At 33.9% G+C, this 16,521-nt stretch carries 14 protein-coding genes and 1 pseudogene; 13 read left to right on the forward strand and 2 right to left on the reverse strand.

Going from position 1 to position 16,521, the window contains the following annotated elements; translation table 11 throughout:
* Nucleotides 1–89: 89 nt before the first annotated feature.
* From nrdD to phoU, 11 genes and pseudogenes are all read left to right on the forward strand, one after another.
* Nucleotides 90–251 (forward strand): annotated as a pseudogene (nrdD, locus tag HSACCH_RS13875) (anaerobic ribonucleoside-triphosphate reductase); the annotation flags it as partial.
* A 173-nt stretch (nucleotides 252–424) separates the two neighbouring features.
* Nucleotides 425–625 carry a cold shock domain-containing protein gene (locus HSACCH_RS08110; RefSeq protein WP_202943531.1) on the forward strand — a complete coding sequence of 67 codons (201 nt, stop codon included), beginning with the start codon at nucleotides 425–427 and terminating at the stop codon, nucleotides 623–625.
* 210 nt (nucleotides 626–835) lie between these two features.
* On the forward strand, nucleotides 836–2,263 hold the full coding sequence (locus HSACCH_RS08115; protein WP_005489103.1) for an alpha-amylase: 1,428 nt from the start codon (nucleotides 836–838) through the stop codon (nucleotides 2,261–2,263).
* A 237-nt stretch (nucleotides 2,264–2,500) separates the two neighbouring features.
* On the forward strand, nucleotides 2,501–3,265 hold the full coding sequence (locus HSACCH_RS08120; protein ID WP_005489104.1) for a gamma-glutamyl-gamma-aminobutyrate hydrolase family protein: 765 nt from the start codon (nucleotides 2,501–2,503) through the stop codon (nucleotides 3,263–3,265).
* A gap of 35 nt (nucleotides 3,266–3,300) precedes the next feature.
* Complete coding sequence (locus tag HSACCH_RS08125) at nucleotides 3,301–4,848, forward strand: ABC transporter substrate-binding protein (RefSeq protein WP_005489105.1); 1,548 nt, start codon at nucleotides 3,301–3,303, stop codon at nucleotides 4,846–4,848.
* Nucleotides 4,849–4,960: 112 nt separating this feature from the next.
* The gene (locus tag HSACCH_RS08130) at nucleotides 4,961–5,908 is read left to right on the forward strand and encodes an ABC transporter permease (protein ID WP_235044007.1); all 948 of its coding nucleotides are present in this window, start codon (nucleotides 4,961–4,963) and stop codon (nucleotides 5,906–5,908) included.
* Nucleotides 5,909–5,930: 22 nt separating this feature from the next.
* Nucleotides 5,931–6,962 (forward strand): ABC transporter permease, encoded by a 1,032-nt coding sequence (locus HSACCH_RS08135; protein WP_005489108.1) that lies wholly within the window; start codon nucleotides 5,931–5,933, stop codon nucleotides 6,960–6,962.
* Between the two features lie 110 nt (nucleotides 6,963–7,072).
* The gene (locus tag HSACCH_RS08140) at nucleotides 7,073–7,801 is read left to right on the forward strand and encodes an AzlC family ABC transporter permease (protein WP_005489109.1); all 729 of its coding nucleotides are present in this window, start codon (nucleotides 7,073–7,075) and stop codon (nucleotides 7,799–7,801) included.
* On the forward strand, nucleotides 7,788–8,111 hold the full coding sequence (locus HSACCH_RS08145) for an AzlD domain-containing protein (protein ID WP_005489110.1): 324 nt from the start codon (nucleotides 7,788–7,790) through the stop codon (nucleotides 8,109–8,111). Before HSACCH_RS08140 ends, HSACCH_RS08145 begins: the two co-directional genes overlap by 14 nt.
* Before the next feature lie 59 nt (nucleotides 8,112–8,170).
* Nucleotides 8,171–9,208, forward strand: a complete 1,038-nt coding sequence (locus HSACCH_RS08150) for a threonine aldolase family protein (RefSeq protein ID WP_005489111.1) — start codon at nucleotides 8,171–8,173, stop codon at nucleotides 9,206–9,208.
* Between the two features lie 118 nt (nucleotides 9,209–9,326).
* Entirely contained in the window at nucleotides 9,327–9,980 is a 654-nt protein-coding gene (phoU, locus tag HSACCH_RS08155; protein WP_005489112.1) for a phosphate signaling complex protein PhoU, read from the forward strand.
* A 71-nt stretch (nucleotides 9,981–10,051) separates the two neighbouring features.
* Here phoU and HSACCH_RS08160 read toward each other — a convergent pair whose 3' ends face one another.
* Together HSACCH_RS08160 and HSACCH_RS08165 are read right to left on the reverse strand one after the other, a co-directional pair.
* On the reverse strand, nucleotides 10,052–11,575 hold the full coding sequence (locus HSACCH_RS08160; protein WP_005489113.1) for an AbgT family transporter: 1,524 nt from the start codon (nucleotides 11,573–11,575) through the stop codon (nucleotides 10,052–10,054).
* Between the two features lie 160 nt (nucleotides 11,576–11,735).
* On the reverse strand, nucleotides 11,736–12,644 hold the full coding sequence (locus tag HSACCH_RS08165) for a P1 family peptidase (RefSeq protein WP_005489114.1): 909 nt from the start codon (nucleotides 12,642–12,644) through the stop codon (nucleotides 11,736–11,738).
* A gap of 283 nt (nucleotides 12,645–12,927) precedes the next feature.
* On the opposite strand from HSACCH_RS08165, the gene HSACCH_RS08170 reads away from it, so the two are divergent.
* Together HSACCH_RS08170 and HSACCH_RS08175 are read left to right on the forward strand one after the other, a co-directional pair.
* The gene (locus tag HSACCH_RS08170; protein ID WP_005489115.1) at nucleotides 12,928–14,442 is read left to right on the forward strand and encodes a bifunctional metallophosphatase/5'-nucleotidase; all 1,515 of its coding nucleotides are present in this window, start codon (nucleotides 12,928–12,930) and stop codon (nucleotides 14,440–14,442) included.
* Between the two features lie 259 nt (nucleotides 14,443–14,701).
* The gene (locus tag HSACCH_RS08175; RefSeq protein WP_005489116.1) at nucleotides 14,702–16,354 is read left to right on the forward strand and encodes a Na+/H+ antiporter NhaC family protein; all 1,653 of its coding nucleotides are present in this window, start codon (nucleotides 14,702–14,704) and stop codon (nucleotides 16,352–16,354) included.
* Nucleotides 16,355–16,521: the final 167 nt, after the last annotated feature.

A 16,521-nucleotide genomic window follows, 5' to 3' on the forward strand; every position in this document is an offset into this window, starting at 1 on the left:
TGCTGATATTAGATTTAATTTAGCTTCAGTTTAGAAAATTGTATAACAAAATAAAGTAAAAAATGGAGGGATTAAAAATGGCTAGAAAGCAAAAATGTGAAATTTATTCTCGAGTTGTCGGCTATCTATCTCCTGTTTCCGAATGGAATAAAGGAAAAAAGGAAGAATTTAAAGATCGAAAAACTTTTGAAAAAAATAATAAATATCTTTATCTTGGAATAAGTGAGTCTATTCCATTAGATCAGAAATAATATTTAAAATAAGATTTATTATATATTTTTTAAAAATGACATTTAGGAAAAAACACTGAAAATATACCCTTGAAATGATTTTTTCCATGTGCTATAATTATCATCGATGGGTGAAGTTTTAACTGAACGAACCCCAAATATAGAATTATTCCTAGGGGGAATGAATTAATATGATTTACACAGGTAAAGTAAAATGGTTTGACGCGAAAAAAGGTTATGGTTTTATTGAAAGAGAAGATGGCGACGATGTATTTGTACACTTCTCAGCTATTGAGGACGAAGGTTTTAAGACACTTGAAGACGAACAAGAAGTAGAATTCGAAATCGTTGAAGGCGACCGCGGTCCACAAGCTGAAAACGTTGTTAAGTTATAGAGTTTAAAACTGTATAAACTGAGACAACTTACCCCGTCCAGGGTTCTGGGCGGGGTTTTTTCATATTTTGAACTGAATTTAATGTTAAAAACTATAATTTATGATAAAATAATTAACAAGATAAGAAATTTAGTCTTAATAATATCAATTTTAAAATTATTTAAATTTAAAGTTGTTAAAATAAAATTTAAAATATTAGGAGGAATTATAGTGGAAAATCCTGTTATTTTACAGACTTTTTATTGGGAAATGAATACTGGAGAATATAAAGAGGAATATCCAGAAGAAGGTAATCTTTGGAAACTGCTGGCTGATCAAGCCTCAGAAATTTCGGAAGCTGGCTTTGATTTTCTCTGGTTACCACCGGCTAATAAAGGAGCAGGCGGCAGAGACGATGTAGGTTATGGGACTTATGATCTCTGGGATCTGGGTGAATTTAAGCAAAAAGGAACAAAAAGGACTAAATATGGAACAAAAAAACAGCTGGAACAGGCAGTAAAAAAATTACATAAAAATGATTTAAAACTTCTTTATGATGCTGTTTTGAATCACAGATTAGGAGCAGATGAAAAAGAAGAAGTTAAACTTAAAGATGAAGAAAAAGCAGAGGTCTGGACAGTCTTTAATTTTGAGGGCCGAGCTGGTAAATATAGTGATTTGAAACTTGATTGGACAGTTTTTGATGGTGTTGATTGGGATGAAAGAAGCCAACGAGCAGGAGAATTTCTTTTCAAATGTAAGGAATGGGATGATTCTTACGAAGATGATTATCTGATGGGAGCAGATATAGATTACGAAAATCAGGAAATTAAAGAAGATGTTATTAATTGGGGTAAATGGATAATTAATGAGATTGATTTTGATGGCTTTCGTTTTGACGCCAGTAAACATGTAGATAATCAAATGGTCCATGATTTTATTGAAGAAGTTAATAATAGTACTGAAAAAGATCTGTTTTTTATTGGTGAAGCCTGGGTTAATAATGCAGATACTCTGGCAGATTATTTGAATACGGTTGGCCAAGATAAATTACATGTTTTTGATTTTCCCTTAAGAGAAAATTTTGTAAAAATGATGCAGGGGAATCTTGATATGCGTTGGCTTGGTGAAAAAGGTCTGGTAAATCAAGCAGATTTTAAAAGCCGAGCAATTACTTTTGTAGAAAATCATGATACTGAGCGGGATGGTACAAATGAATATGGAACAGAGGCTATAGTGTATCGTAAAATGCAGGCTTATTGCTATATTTTAATGCGTAGAGATGGAGTTCCTGCAGTTTTTTGGAAAGATTATCACAGTCATGGTTTAAAAGAAAGAATTGATAATTTAATTGCAGCGCGCAAAAAATTTGCTTATGGTGAAGCATATGAGAGTGATCAAAATGATGAAAACACTTATTCCTATATTCGTACAGGTGATAAAGAGCATCCTGGTAGTGGTTTAGTTATGATGATTACTCAACATGAAAATGGAGAAATAATAGAAAAGACCGTTAATTCAGGTAGGGCAGATACTTTATATTATGATTATACAGGTAATATAGATGAAAAAATAGAGACAGATTCTGAAGCAAATGGAGTTTTCAAAGTAAAAGGAAATGCTGAAGAAGGTTATTCAGTTTGGGTCCCTGTTGAATAGGAATTGATAACTTATAAGAGATTTTTATTATTAATGCAGGAAAAATAGTGACTAATGAAGAAAATATAATAAAGAGAGGGTTAAATTGATATTTAGTGAGAGTATCTAACTTAACGCTCTAATGTGATAAAGTAGACAATGTTGACAGCAACACTAAAGATTGATATAATTTTTTAAAATATCTACTAAAAAAATAAGCAAATTCCTATTTTAAGAGGTTTTGGATGGAGGAAGAGTATGTACCCTAAAATTTTGATTACATCTTTTAAAGTACCAACAGAAAAAATGGGAGAGCAGTATAGTTTAGAAGGAGTAGAATTTTCTCTAGTTACCCAAGATTATTCTGAAGCTTTGAGTCTGGCTGGTGCTATCCCGCTAATAATGCCCTATATTGAATCAAGACGTGAAGATGAGCAGTATATTAGAGAATTTCTTGATGAGGTTGATGGTTTAGTTATACCAGGGGGAAGTGATATTGATCCGGCATTATATGACTCTTATCCCCAAAAATATCTGGGTAATATTTCACCAGAACGAGATCGTTGGGAATTAAAAATCTTACAAATTGCAATGGAAATGAATAAACCAATTTTAGGAATCTGCCGTGGTTTTCAGCTGATAAATATTAATTATGGTGGGTCTTTAAAAGTAGATGTTTGTGGTAATAATACTGACAGTAAAATACCACATATGGCTCTGATGGTACCTAAATATTATAGGACTCATCAACTGGAGATCAAAGAAAATACCCGTCTGGCTAAAATTTTTGAGGGGGATGAGGTAGCTGTTAATTCTTATCACCATCAGGCGGTAGATAAGGTTGGTGAAGGCTTAACAGTTTCGGCAGTAGCACCAGATGGTTTTGTAGAAGGTGTTGAAGATCTTAATTACCCCTATTTATTAGGTGTGCAGTGGCATCCAGAAATGATGGCTGCTAAAGATCCAATTCAGTTAAAGTTATTTAAAGATTTTGTTGATTTTGTTGATCAGGTTAGAAAGTGATTTAATATCAAAAGAGCATATAAGGAGGAAGTATAATGAAAAATAAGTTTTTAGTCTTTGTATTAATTTTATTATTTATGGTATCGACTTTTGCTGCTGTTCAGGCACAGGAAACAGAAAGATTTGTAATGGGAATAGAAGATGAGGTAAGTAACCTAGATCCAGGTGAGACTACAATTTCTGTTAATGAAAGAGTTGCTTCTTTGATTTTTGATGGCCTAGTAGAATATGGTGAGGCTAATAAGATTGTTCCAGGTATTGCTAAAGACTGGACAATCTCAGAAGATGGTTTAGAATATACTTTTGAATTAAGAGAAGGGGTATTATTTCACAATGGCCAGGAATTAACTGCTGAAGATGTAGAATATACCTACCAGCGTATTTTAAACCCTGATTATGGTTCAGGTCTCAGAGCGAAAATTGAATCTGTAGAGAGTATTGAAGTTATTGATGATTACAGAATTAAATTCACTTTAAGTGAACCCTATTCTCCATTTATTTTAGCTATGACTTTTGGTATACTTCCAAAAGAATATGCTGAAGAAGTTGGAGATGAAGAACTTGGGAGAAACCCTATCGGTGCAGGTCCATTTAAAATGGAAGAATGGGATGCTGGTAATCAGATAGTTTTATCTGCATTTGAAGACCACTGGAATAAGGTTCCTAATATTAAAGAGTTAGTTATTAGATCTATTCCGGAATCCGCGACTCAAGCTATGGAACTTCGCAGTGGCGGAATTGACTTTGGTGTAAATCTTGATGTAGGACAGCTGGATTCGTTTACTGATAATCCCGATTATCAGGTTAAATCAGCTGCAGGTGCTGGTATTAATTTCTTAGGTTTCAATTTTGAAATGGAGCCAACTCAGGAGCGTAAATTTAGAGAAGCTGTATTACAGGCAGTGCCTTTTGACCAAATTATACCTCAGATTTTTGGTATCTTAGGTGAAAGAGCATATTCAATGTTACCACCTACTCTCTGGCCGGAAGATAGAGAATTCTTAAAAGAAAATGCTGTTGGATTTGATCCAGAGGCAGCAGCTCAGAAATTTGAAGAATTAAAGGAAGATGGAGTAATTGCAGAAGATTATGTAGCCGAGGTTTATGTGTCTAATAGCCGTCCAAATCAGGTTAAAACAGCCGAGGCAATGGTAACTGCTTTAAATCAGTCAGGACTCAAGGCTGAAGTTAAAGCGATGGAATTTGGAACAATGTGGGATATGCTGGGTCGAGGAGAAATTGGTATGTTCTTTTTAAGATTTGTTTCAGATCCTGATCCTGATTACTGGTTATATAGATTCTTTAAATCTCCTGATGAAGGTGGAGCTTTAAACAGAGCCTTTTATTCGGATGAAGAGGTAGATCAGTGGTTAGAAGAAGCTAGAGCAATTTCTGATCAGGCGGAAAGAGAAGAACTTTATAATAAGGTTTTAAGAAAAGTTTTAATTGAAGATCTTGTTTTTCATCCGCTTGCACACTCAACTCAGATTTATGTAATGCAGGATAATGTCAAAGAGCTTGAACCTGGTAATTCACTTTTAATTCCGTTAGTTACTCCAACAGCAAATGTTTATAAAGAATAGCTGTAGAATTAATTTTAAATTAAAAAGTAATTTTACCAGATATATTAAAGATAAATTATCTTAAATTACTATGCAGATAGTGACACTATCTGCATAGTCTTTTTAGAAAGAGGTGAACAATTTGTTTGCTTATATAGTTAAAAGACTACTCTGGTTAATACCGGTTGTGATTGGTGTTTCTTTAATTTTATTCGGAATTATGCAGTTAGTACCAGGTAATCCAGCAGCTATTATGCTCGGGACTAATGCAACTCCAGAGGCGATAGAAGCCTTAAATGAAAAATTTGGTTTTAATGAGCCTTTTCATGTCAGATATTTTTTAATGCTCAAAAATTTCTTAACAGGAGAACTTGATTCTATTTATTATGGAGATCAAGTAATAAATATTATTGGGCGTCGCTTGATAGCTACAATTGAATTGGGAGTACTTTCACTAATAATAGCCGTTCTAATTGCTATTCCAACCGGGGTAATAGCTGCAGTTAAAAAAAATTCTTTGTTTGATCTTTTGAGTATGTTTATTGCAACTATTGGTATTTCTGTCCCGGCATTTTTTACAGGTATTATTTTCATTTATATATTTTCTGTTTATTTTCCTTTTTTGCCTTCTTCAGGTTATGGAGGCAGGATTTGGACTTTAAGTGGTTTGAGGCATTTAATTTTACCAGCTTTTGCTTTAAGTACAGTCATGATAGCTTCTACCAGCCGAATAACTAGGTCTTCAATGCTCGATATTATGAAAGAAGATTATCTGGTGACTGCTCGTTCAAAGGGGGTTGCTGAAAAGGTTATTATTTTAAAACATGCTTTTCGCAATGCTTTGATTCCTATAATAACTAATATTGGTAATCAGTTGGCTATGATGTTTGGAGGAGCAATTTTAATTGAATCAGTTTTTGCCTGGCCTGGAGTAGGAAGGTTGGCAGTTAATGCTGTTGAGGCTAGAGATCAACCATTAGTTTTTGGTTCGATTTTAATTTTATCGATCCTCTTTGTACTGGTTAATCTGATGGTAGATATTATTTATGTTTTTATTAATCCTCGGATTAGCTATAAATAGAGGTGGAATGAGGTGTTGAAATTTGAAAAAGAAAATTATTTTATTTATACTATTATTAATTCAGCTAAATATAAATTATAAAAACTGGATTGTAGAAGGTAAAATTTGGAGCAGTTTAGAGTATAAATTTGCTACAGTTTTTTCTATGATTATAATTTTTTTACTTTTATTACTATTGTTTAAAAATAGTATTTTCCTTAAATTTAAAGAAAATGCTCTTTATGCTAAAATGTTTAAAGAATTTAATAAGGGTTATGGTGGTAAAATAGCAGTTTTAATTCTCGCTTTGATATTTTATGTAGCTTTTATGGCACCCTTTATTGCTCCCTATTCGCCGACTGAAATTGATTACAGTAATATGACCTATTCAGCACCTTCTTTAGAGCACTGGTTTGGGACTGATGATTTTGGTAGAGATATGTTTTCAAGAGTTCTTTATGGAGCCAGAATTGCTCTGGGAGTAGGTTTTGCTGCTGTTTTAGTTAATGCCAGTCTGGGAGTCACTCTTGGTTTAATAGCCGGGTATTATGGCGGCAAAGCTGATATGATAATAATGCGTCTGGTAGAAATCTGGAACTCTATTCCTTTTATTCTCCTGGCTCTGGCTATAATCTCTGCTCTGGGAACAGGGATTTTTAATATTATTATTGCTGTTGGGGTGACAGGTTTAATTAATTTTTCCCGACTGACCCGCTCAATAGTTTTTCAAATTAAAGAAAAAGAATATGTTGCAGCTGCTAAGGCTTTAGGAGCAAGTGATTTAAGGATTTTATATAATCATGTTTTACCAAATTCTATTTCTTCTTTAATAGTACTTTCGACTTTGAGAATTGGTATTTCGATTCTTGTTGTAGCTGGCTTAAGTTTTTTAGGTCTTGGTATTCAGCCACCAACTGCTGCCTGGGGAACAATGTTAAATAGAGGTCAGGAATATTTAATTCAGGCACCCTGGATGTCTATTTTCCCAGGGTTGGCGATTATAATTACAGTTTTAAGTTTTAATCTATTGGGAGATGCCTTGAGAGATGCATTAGACCCAAGACAGTTAGATTAAACAAAAGTTGAGGAAATTGAAATTATATCTGAAAATAAGTAATAGAGAATTAGAAAAGCAATTCAGTTATTCTAGTTAAGATGATTTATTTAAAGGAGTAGATTTAATTTATGTCACTGAGTAAAGAGCAGCTGGTAAATAAAAAAAATATCATTAAAAAAATTAATGATTCAAATTTTAAAAAGGGAATAAAAGATGCAGTACCCATAGTTGTAGGATATTTACCGATAGGGATGGCTTACGGGATGCTTGCTGTTAATAAAGGTTTAAGTCCGCTGCAGACCACGGCTATGTCTATTTTTGTTTTTGCTGGTTCAGCTCAGTTAGTTTCAATTGAGATGATATCTGCTGGTGCTGCAGTAGCAGCTATAGTAGCAATGACATTTTTGGTTAATTTGCGACATCTTCTTTTGTCGGCATCGCTTAGCCTTCATTTAAGAGGTTTACCATTTTATTATTATCCTTTTTTAGGTTTTTTAGTAACTGATGAATCTTTTGCAGTTGGAATGAGTAAAATAAATGACCAGGAGAAAAAACATAGATATTTTTTCGGTCTGGGGCTAACAGCCTATTTCGGCTGGGTATCTAGTTCTGCTATTGGGGCTTTTTTAACTGAATTTATTAATTTTGGTAGTGGAGGAGCTTTAGATTTTGTTTTGCCTGCAATGTTTATAGTTTTACTGGTAATGCAGATCAGCTCAAAAAGCGAAATAATGGTAGCAGTTTTTTCTGCTTTACTTTCAATTTTATTTGCTTTAACTATTAATGGTAGTTGGAATATAATTTTAGCAACAGTAATGGCAGCATTTTTAGGGGTGTATATCAGTGGGGATAATTAGTTTTATATTAATGGTTGCAGGTATGTTTTTAGTTACATTTATTCCGAGGGTTCTACCATTAGCTTTACTTGGGAATAAAGAACTTCCTGAAAAAGTGGTTCTCTGGTTAAGTTTTATTCCTGCAGCTGTACTTTCAGCATTATTAGCACCTGCAATACTGCTTCAAAATGGCAGTTTATATTTAAGTTTGGAAAACACTTCTTTAGTTGCTTTTTTTCCAACATTATTAGTTGCCTATAAAACAAAAAATATTTTTTATACAGTAAGTGGTGGATTAGTTTTTTATTTATTAACTTCTGTATTATTTTAAAGATATCTATACTTTTAATAATTTACTTTTAATTCAAAAAATAAAATGGGGGTTTTAAAATGGAAATTAAAGTTGATTTAATTAGTGACACAGGAACTAGACCTTCTCAAGATATGAGAAGATTTATGGCTGAGGCTGAGGTTGGAGATGAACAGTTAGGAGAAGATCCAAGTGTTAATCGTCTTTGTAGAATGGCGGCTGAAATGCTTGGTAAAGATGAAGCAATTTATTTACCTTCTGGTTTAATGGCAAATCAAATTTCTTTTGCTGTACATACAAAACAGGGTGATGAAATAATAATGGATCAGACAGCACATCCTATTCATTATGAAAGTGCTGCACTTGCTGTTATTTCTGGAGCTTCAATTAGGCCTTTAAAAGGTGAAGGTGGAATCTTTACTGTTGAACAGGCCAAAGAAGCAATTCGAGATGATGATTATCATAGTCCACAAACTAAGGTTATTTCTATCGAGCAGACTACTAATTTAGGTGGGGGAAGAATCTGGCCTTTAGAGAGGATTAAAGAAATAGCAGAGTTAGCAGTTGATAATAATTTAAAGATGCACATGGATGGAGCAAGAATGTTAAATGCTGCAGTGGCCGCAGATGTTAATCCAGCAGAATATGGCCAGTATTTTGATTCAATCTGGCTTGATTTAAGTAAAGGTTTAGGTGCACCAGTAGGTTCTGTGCTAGCGGGGTCAGCCGAGTTTATTGAGCAGGCTAGATTTTGGAAGCAGAGATTGGGAGGAGCTATGAGACAGGCTGGAATTATAGCAGCTGGAGGCATTTTTGCTTTAGAACATAATGTTGCTCGTTTAAAAGAAGATCATAAACATGCAAAAATGCTTGCAGAAACAATTGCTGACCAGAAGGGTTTAGAAATTGATCCTGATACTGTAGAAACCAATATTGTTCTTTTTTCCGTAGCTGATGGTAAAGCAGATTTATTTGCTGATGAGCTTTTAGAGAAGGGAATTAGAGTTAGTAGAATGGAAGGTAAATTAAGAGCCGTTACCCATTTAGATTTGAGTTTAGAAGATATACGTTATGCAGTTAAGCATATTGAAAAAACAGCTAAGGATATTTTTGTATAAATTTAATTTAAAAAAAGGCAGGATTTTAGTCTTCTGTCAAGAATATTTTAATATGACCTAAAAAATAAGTAATAGATAAACTTAACTTTATTAAATTTAAAAGAGGAGAGTGAGTCCGATGGAACAGGTGTATGAAAAAAAGCGTGAACAGCTTCTAAGTGATCTCAGTGATATGAGTGAAGTTGCAGAAGAAATGCTGCAAAATGTAATGAAGGCGCTCGAAAATGTAGATGTTGATGCAGCTCATGAAGTTATCAGTAGAGATGATGTTGTAGATAATTATTTAATTACTATTGAGGAAGAGGTTTCACGCTTGTTAACCCTGGATCAACCACTGGCATCTGATACCTGGTTTAGTATTGCAATGATCAAAATTGCCAATGACTTAGAAAGAATTGGAGACCAAGCAACAAATATAGCAGAAATTTTATTAGAATTAAAGCACGATGGGATTTTAAAACCTTTAGTTATGATTCCAGAGCTTGCTGATATCGTAAGTGATATGTTAGATGTAGTTTTAGAAGCGTTTTCTACCAGAAATGCTGATCTGGCAGAAGCAGCCTGCCGAATGGATGAAAAGGCAGATAACCTTTATGAAGACATTTATCATAAAGCTATTAAAATGATAAGCAAAAAAGAGGATAGAGAAGAGATTAAACATATAGTACAGCACATTAATTTAGCTAAGTCTTTAGAGCGCGTTGGAGATCATGCTACTAATATTGGTGAAGAAACTATCTTTTTTGTTACCGGTAAAAGAGTTAAGTATTAAAAATATTAGCAAAAATAAATATGTAAAAAAAGGCCTTTTAAAAGGCCTTTTTTTATGTGTTCTTTATTATTTTAATAGAACAATACTCCTCCTGGGCCAATTGGTAAATTAAAGATAAACCAAATAACCAGTAAAATAGTCCAACCAATCATAAAAGCTATTGAATAAGGGACCATAGTTGAGATCAGAGTACCAATTCCAACATCTTCATCATATTTTTTAGCAAAAGCTATAATAATTGCAAAATATGGCATTAATGGTGTGATTATATTTGTTGTTGAATCACCAATTCTATAAGCCATCTGGGCAAATTCTGGAGAATAACCAAGCTGCATTAACATTGGTACAAATACAGGCGCCATAATCGCCCACTTAGCAGATGCACTACCAATAAATAGATTAATTAAACCAGCTACTAAAATAAATAAAATTATTAAAGGCAGACCGGTGAAATTAATAGACTGCAGAAAATCTGCTCCACCAATTGCCAAGATAGTTCCCAATTTTGACCAATTAAAATAAGCAACAAATTGGCCAGCTGCAAAAGCAAGAGTAATATAGCCTCCCATACCAGACATAGTTTCATCCAAATATCGAGCTATATCATCACTATTTGCAATTGAACCAGTTTTTCTACCATATGCCAGACCGGGAACAAAAAAGAAAATTGCGATTAATGGAACCATACCGCCCACAAATGGAGTCGATCCCATGATTAAATTTCCTGCATCACTTCTTAAAATTCCGTTTTCTGGAACAGTCATTAATAAGATGATTGCTAAAGTTACTCCCAGCCAGATTAATGCAGACTTTAAACCAGCATTTTCTTCTGCAGTAATCTTTTCCAATTCTTCTTCATGATCACCAGTATATTCTCCAAACCGAGGAGCAACAATATTTTCAGTGACCCAGGTACCTATAGTAGTAACTATAAAAGTTGAAGCAACCATAAAGTAATAATTGACTGTTGGAGGAATAGTATAAGTAGGATCAATTAATTGAGCTGCTTCCTGCGAAAGTCCGGCAAGTAATGGATCCAAGGTAGAAATTAGTAAATTAGCACTAAATCCTCCAGAGACACCAGCAAAAGCAGCAGCCAGACCAACAATTGGATGTCTTCCTTTGGCGGCGAAAATAACAGCTCCTAAAGGTACTAAGACCACATAACCCGCATCTGAAGCAATATTAGACATAATACCTGCAAAAATTACAACTGCTGTAATATATTTATCCGGAGCACTTAAAACTGTTTTTTTCAGTGCTGCTGAAATCAAACCTGATTTTTCTGCAATTCCAACACCTAACATAGCTACAAGGACTACTCCCAGCGGTGCAAAACCAGTAAAGTTCCCTACTGCTTCAGTAAATATTCTGCGAATACCTGATTTAGATAATAAATTAACTGCCCTGATAGTTTCGCCGGTACCTGGATGTGTTACTGCAACTTCGAATAAACTAACAACCCAGGATAAAACTAATACGGCAAATGATAAGATAAAAAATAAAATAACTGGATGCGGAAGTTTATTTCCTGTTCTTTCTATTCGATTTAAAAATCGATCTATTAAACTTAAATCTTTTTTATTACTTAGCATATTTTCCTCCCTTAAAATTTTGATAAAATTTAATACTTTAAGCAAATAAAGTGCACAGATTTTTAAGCCGTATTTTATAGTATATTAAATTTATTAAGCTTTTTCAAATTTTATCAAAAACTATTTAGAGGGAGTTTAATTAGGCTAAGAGACAAATATTTTAAGGAGCTGAATTTAAAATTGCTTCTTTTACTACTTCAGCCGCGGTGATTCCAATTTGGTTAATATCAGCTTTAATTTGATTTGAAGCTAAACAAAAAATACTGTCACCATCTAAAAGAGTGTGTACTGGATAAATTGTGCGGCTTAAACCGCTGTGAGCCATCATCGAAACCCGGTTGGCTTCGGCTTTATCTAAACTGGCATTAGTTGCTACCACAATTAAAGTTGTGTTTTCTCTCAAAAAACCAAGATTAATTTCTGGCTGATTAATTATAGTTTTTTCTGTATTAATAAAGCTTCCGGATTGATCCCTGGCCCCTGCAATGATTTCTCCTGTTTCAGGATTTTTAAGATCACCAAAGGCATTAACAACTGCCAGCGCAGCAACTATTAAATCTCCACTTTTACAAGCTGCATGGCCCAGCCTTGTCTTACTGGCATTTTCCATGCCCATTATTTTTCCACAGCTGGCACCAGCTGCTGCACCAATACTTTTATTTGGCTGGGCATTACTATCAGCATTAAGACAGGCCTGATAGGCCATTTCTTGATCAGGATATTTATTGCTTTTATATTCTAAGTCATAAATAACAGCAGCTGGGACAATAGGAACAACTCCACCACCAGTTTGAAAACCAATATTTTTTTCTCGTAAGTATTTCATCACCCCACCGGCTGCATCTAGACCATAAGCACTGCCACCACTAAGGAAAATTGCATTTGGGGTATTGACTGCCGCTCTGCTGTCTGTCAGAGCTATTTCTCTGGTCCCGGGAGCGCCACCTCGAATTTCTGCCCCAATTGTAAAGTCACCTTTACTAAAGATTACTGTACAGCCGGTACCTAATTTTTCATCATCAGCATGTCCTACTGTAATTCCGGTTACAGCAGTTATATCATTATTCATTTATTTTCCTCTCCTTTTTTCTCGTATTGTTAAATATAAATTAATCTTTTACTAATAAAAGTATAACATCTTTCGGCTAAAAATTTTAGCTTAGATAGAATTTGAGTCAGAATCTTAACTGTCAAATTGATTAACAGCTTTAATTAATTAAGATATTTAATAAAGGCTACTATTTATCAAATTAGAAAATATTTCTTTTGTTAAGCAGGAAACTGTTAGTTTATCTCAAATTATATAATATAAGATTAGAAACAATTTTCAAAAAAATTCGGAGGTGGAATTTGTGAAATTCAAAAAATTATCTATTACTTTACTAACTTTAATTTTAGTGATGACTCTATCTTTTACTATTCTGGCAGAAGAGGTTGATTTAAGGATTTATCATGTAAATGATGTTCATTCCAGAGTCGAAGAAGATGATTATGCTGGCAGCATGGGTTATGCTAAAATGGCAACGCTGATCAAGGAAGCTAGAAGAGAAAGAGAAAATGTAATGTTCTTGGATGCTGGAGATACTTTCCATGGTCAGACTATTGCTAATATAAATGAAGGAGAATCTATCAGCCATATTTTAGACCTTATGGATTTAGATGCTCTAACTTTAGGAAATCATGATTTTAACTTTGGTCAAGAAAGATTAGGAGAATTAGCTGAAATGAGTAATTTCCCTTTTCTAGCTGCTAACTTAAGCAGAGAAGATGGAGAAGAAATTCCGTATACTGAAGATTATTTAATTAAAGAATATGATGGCGTTAAAGTAGGTGTATTTGGTTTAGCTACTCCTGAAACTACTTATAAAACACATCCTAAAAATGTTGAGGGATTGGTATTTGAAAACCCTGTTACCACAGCGAATTCTGTTGTAAATGAATTAGAAAGCAAAGTAGATGTAGTTGTTGCCTTAACTCATCTCGGAATTAGTGAAGGCAGCAAATATACAAGTACAATGATAGCAGAAGAAGTGCCAGGTATTGACTTGATAATTGATGGACATAGTCATAATGTTATCGAAGAAGGTATGATGGTTAATGATACAATGATTGTTATGGCAGGTGAATATTCTAAATATCTTGGTTATGTTGATTTAACAGTAGAAAATGGTAATGTTTCTAATATTAAAGCTAACTTAATTCCTAGAGAAGAAACTGCTGATGTTAAAGAAGATTATATAATTTCATTAGTTGTGGAAAGAATAAATAGAGCTAATGAAGTAATTACATCTCAGGTAGTTGGAAGAACAGCGGTTGAATTAAACGGTGAAAGAGGAAATATTCGTACTGGAGAAACTAATCTTGGTAATTTAATTGCAGATGCTATGAGAGCAAAATTTAATGCAGATGCTGCTATTACTAATGGTGGTGGAATTAGAGCTTCAATAGATCAAGGTGAAATTACTCAGGGTGAAGTTATTACAGTACTTCCATTTGGCAATACAACAATTTTGATGGAGCTTAGTGGTGCTGATATTAAAGCTGCTTTAGAACACGGTGTTTCGGAATATCCAGCTACTGAAGGTTTATTCCCACAGGTTTCAGGAATTAAATTTACCTTTGATGGTGATGCTGAACCTGGTAATAGAGTTCAGAAAGTTTGGGTTAATGGTGAAATGTTAGATCCAAACAAAATGTATACTGTTGCTACAAATGATTTCATGAAGGCTGGTGGAGACGGATACTCAATGTTTGCAGATGCTCCAATAGTTAGTGAAGCTGGAGGTCTGGAAGAAGTATTAATGGAATATATCGAAGCTAATGCTCCGGTAGCTCCAGAAGTTGAAGGAAGAATAACAGCCGAGTAAAAATTAGCATAATAGTTTATCTTAGCTCTTAACAAATATATATAAACTAAAAGAAGCCCTCTGCTTTTAAGTAGAGGGTTTCTTAATAGCTATTAAGAAAAAATTGTACTTTACAATAGTAATTATCTTCGATAAAATTAAGCTATAATTTAATAGTTTAAAGAAATAAATTGAATAAAAAGAGGAGGTTATTATTATTAGTGGAGAAACAATTGGTTTTTTATCAATTATCCCGCCTATCTTAGCTATTATTTTAGCTATGTATACGAGGGAGGTACTTATTTCTTTATTTGCTGGTGTTTGGTCTGCGGCTTTAATTATCAGCAGTTGGAATCCGATTTCTGCAACTTCATTATCTTTACGCTGGATTGTAAATACAGTAAATAATCCTTGGAATGCTAAATTTTTAATTCTTATTATGTTAATGGGTGCAGGAGCAGCTTTGATTTATAAATCGGGTAGTGTTTTAGCCCTGGAAAATTGGATGGGTAATGCAGTTCGAACTTCAAGAGATTCTCAAATTTTGACCTGGATGATAGGGATGTTCATTTTCATTGATTCTTATACCAGTACAATTGTAACTGGTAATGCAACTCGTGATGTGAGTATGAAAAATAAAACATCCAGAGAGGCCCATTCTTATATTTTAGACTCTACAACAGCGCCTGTAACTACTTTTGGACCTGTTTCAAACTGGATTGGTTATCAGGTTTCTATGATTGCAGCAGGCTTTGCAGCCGCTGGGATTACTGCTGAACAGATTGGGGTAACTCCATATGCAGTATTTTTGCGTTCAATTCCCTGGAATTTTTATTGTCTTTTAGCTTTTTTTACAGTTGGATTTGTTGCTATTACTCAAAGATATTATGGCCCGATGCTCGATGCAGAATGGCGATCTCGTAAAGAAGGAAAATTGATGAAAGATGGAGCAGAAGCTTTATCAGATATTAGTACTGATGTAGGTGAGCAGAGTAGTAAAAATCCGAAATTACTTAATTTCTTTTTACCTATAATTTCTTTATTAGTTGTCAGTGTGTTTTCAATGTGGTGGCTTGGTGATGGTTACCAGGCAGGAGTAAGTATTGCCCAGGCTTTTCAGGAGACTGATATTGCTTTAGCCTTACTTTATGGATCCTTTGCCTTTGTCTTTTTTGCGTTAATTGGTGCTTTAGCTTATCAAACAATGTCTTTAAGTGAGGCCAGTGATGCAATAATTGATGGTTTTAAGACAATGGTCATTGCTGCTGCTATAATTATTTTAGCCTGGACAATTGGGCACGCAACTGATCAGGTAGGTACAGCAGAATATGTAGTAAATATTTTAATGAATATTGGTTTACCCGGTCGAGCACTACCAATCATTATCTTTTTAGCAGCAATGTTTATTTCATTTACCACAGGAACTTCCTGGGGTACAATGGCAATTTTAACACCTATTGCTGTGTCAACAGGTTATGAATTAGTAGGTTTTAGTATTGTACCAGTCTTGATGGGGATTTTATTTGGTGGAGCTATTTTTGGAGATCACGTATCGCCAATTTCTGATACCACAGTAATGTCGTCAATATTTGCTGGTTCAGATCACATTGATCATGTTAGTTCTCAGATTCCTTATGCCTTAACAGCGGCAGGAGTTACAATTTTCACCTTAGTTCTCTATGCTTTAGGAATTGATTCTGTATTAATTCTATTAACTACAGCTTTCGTTTTAATGATAATTTTAATAGTTGCTTTAAATAAATATGATGCTAAAAGAAAGGGACTGCCTGAGATAATGCCGACTGCAGAAGAAATTAAAGCAGGTATTACTTCCAGTAAAATTAAAGTATTCAATAAAATTGCTACTGCAGCTGCAGCCTTTTATCTGATTTATATGATTAGTATTTTCCTTTTTGCCAATTTGGCATCTTAGGTTAAAAGTATTTAAAAACTAAGTGAATATTTTTAGTAGCTAGAGAATCCCCTAGAAGCTTCAGAGATTTTATTATTAACTGAAGTTATAGGGGATTTTGTTTATTGATAAATGAAAATAAAGAATACTTATTCCTTTCTAAATTCGATTTAGCGTCTGTTTTCTGC

The sequence above is a fragment of the Halanaerobium saccharolyticum subsp. saccharolyticum DSM 6643 genome, from assembly GCF_000350165.1.
Classification (GTDB): Bacteria; Bacillota; Halanaerobiia; order Halanaerobiales; family Halanaerobiaceae; genus Halanaerobium; species Halanaerobium saccharolyticum.

Excerpts from the sequence above, each read along its gene's own strand:
- HSACCH_RS08150 (WP_005489111.1), top strand. The coding sequence starts at position 8,171 with ATGGAAATTAAAGTTGATTTAATTAGTGACACAGGAACTAGACCTTCT.
- HSACCH_RS08175 (WP_005489116.1), top strand. The coding sequence starts at position 14,702 with ATGTATACGAGGGAGGTACTTATTTCTTTATTTGCTGGTGTTTGGTCT.
- HSACCH_RS08140 (WP_005489109.1), top strand. The coding sequence starts at position 7,073 with ATGTCACTGAGTAAAGAGCAGCTGGTAAATAAAAAAAATATCATTAAA.
- phoU (WP_005489112.1), top strand. The coding sequence starts at position 9,327 with ATGGAACAGGTGTATGAAAAAAAGCGTGAACAGCTTCTAAGTGATCTC.
- HSACCH_RS08125 (WP_005489105.1), top strand. The coding sequence starts at position 3,301 with ATGAAAAATAAGTTTTTAGTCTTTGTATTAATTTTATTATTTATGGTA.
- HSACCH_RS08120 (WP_005489104.1), top strand. The coding sequence starts at position 2,501 with ATGTACCCTAAAATTTTGATTACATCTTTTAAAGTACCAACAGAAAAA.
- HSACCH_RS08165 (WP_005489114.1), bottom strand. The coding sequence starts at position 12,644 with ATGAATAATGATATAACTGCTGTAACCGGAATTACAGTAGGACATGCT.
- HSACCH_RS08160 (WP_005489113.1), bottom strand. The coding sequence starts at position 11,575 with ATGCTAAGTAATAAAAAAGATTTAAGTTTAATAGATCGATTTTTAAAT.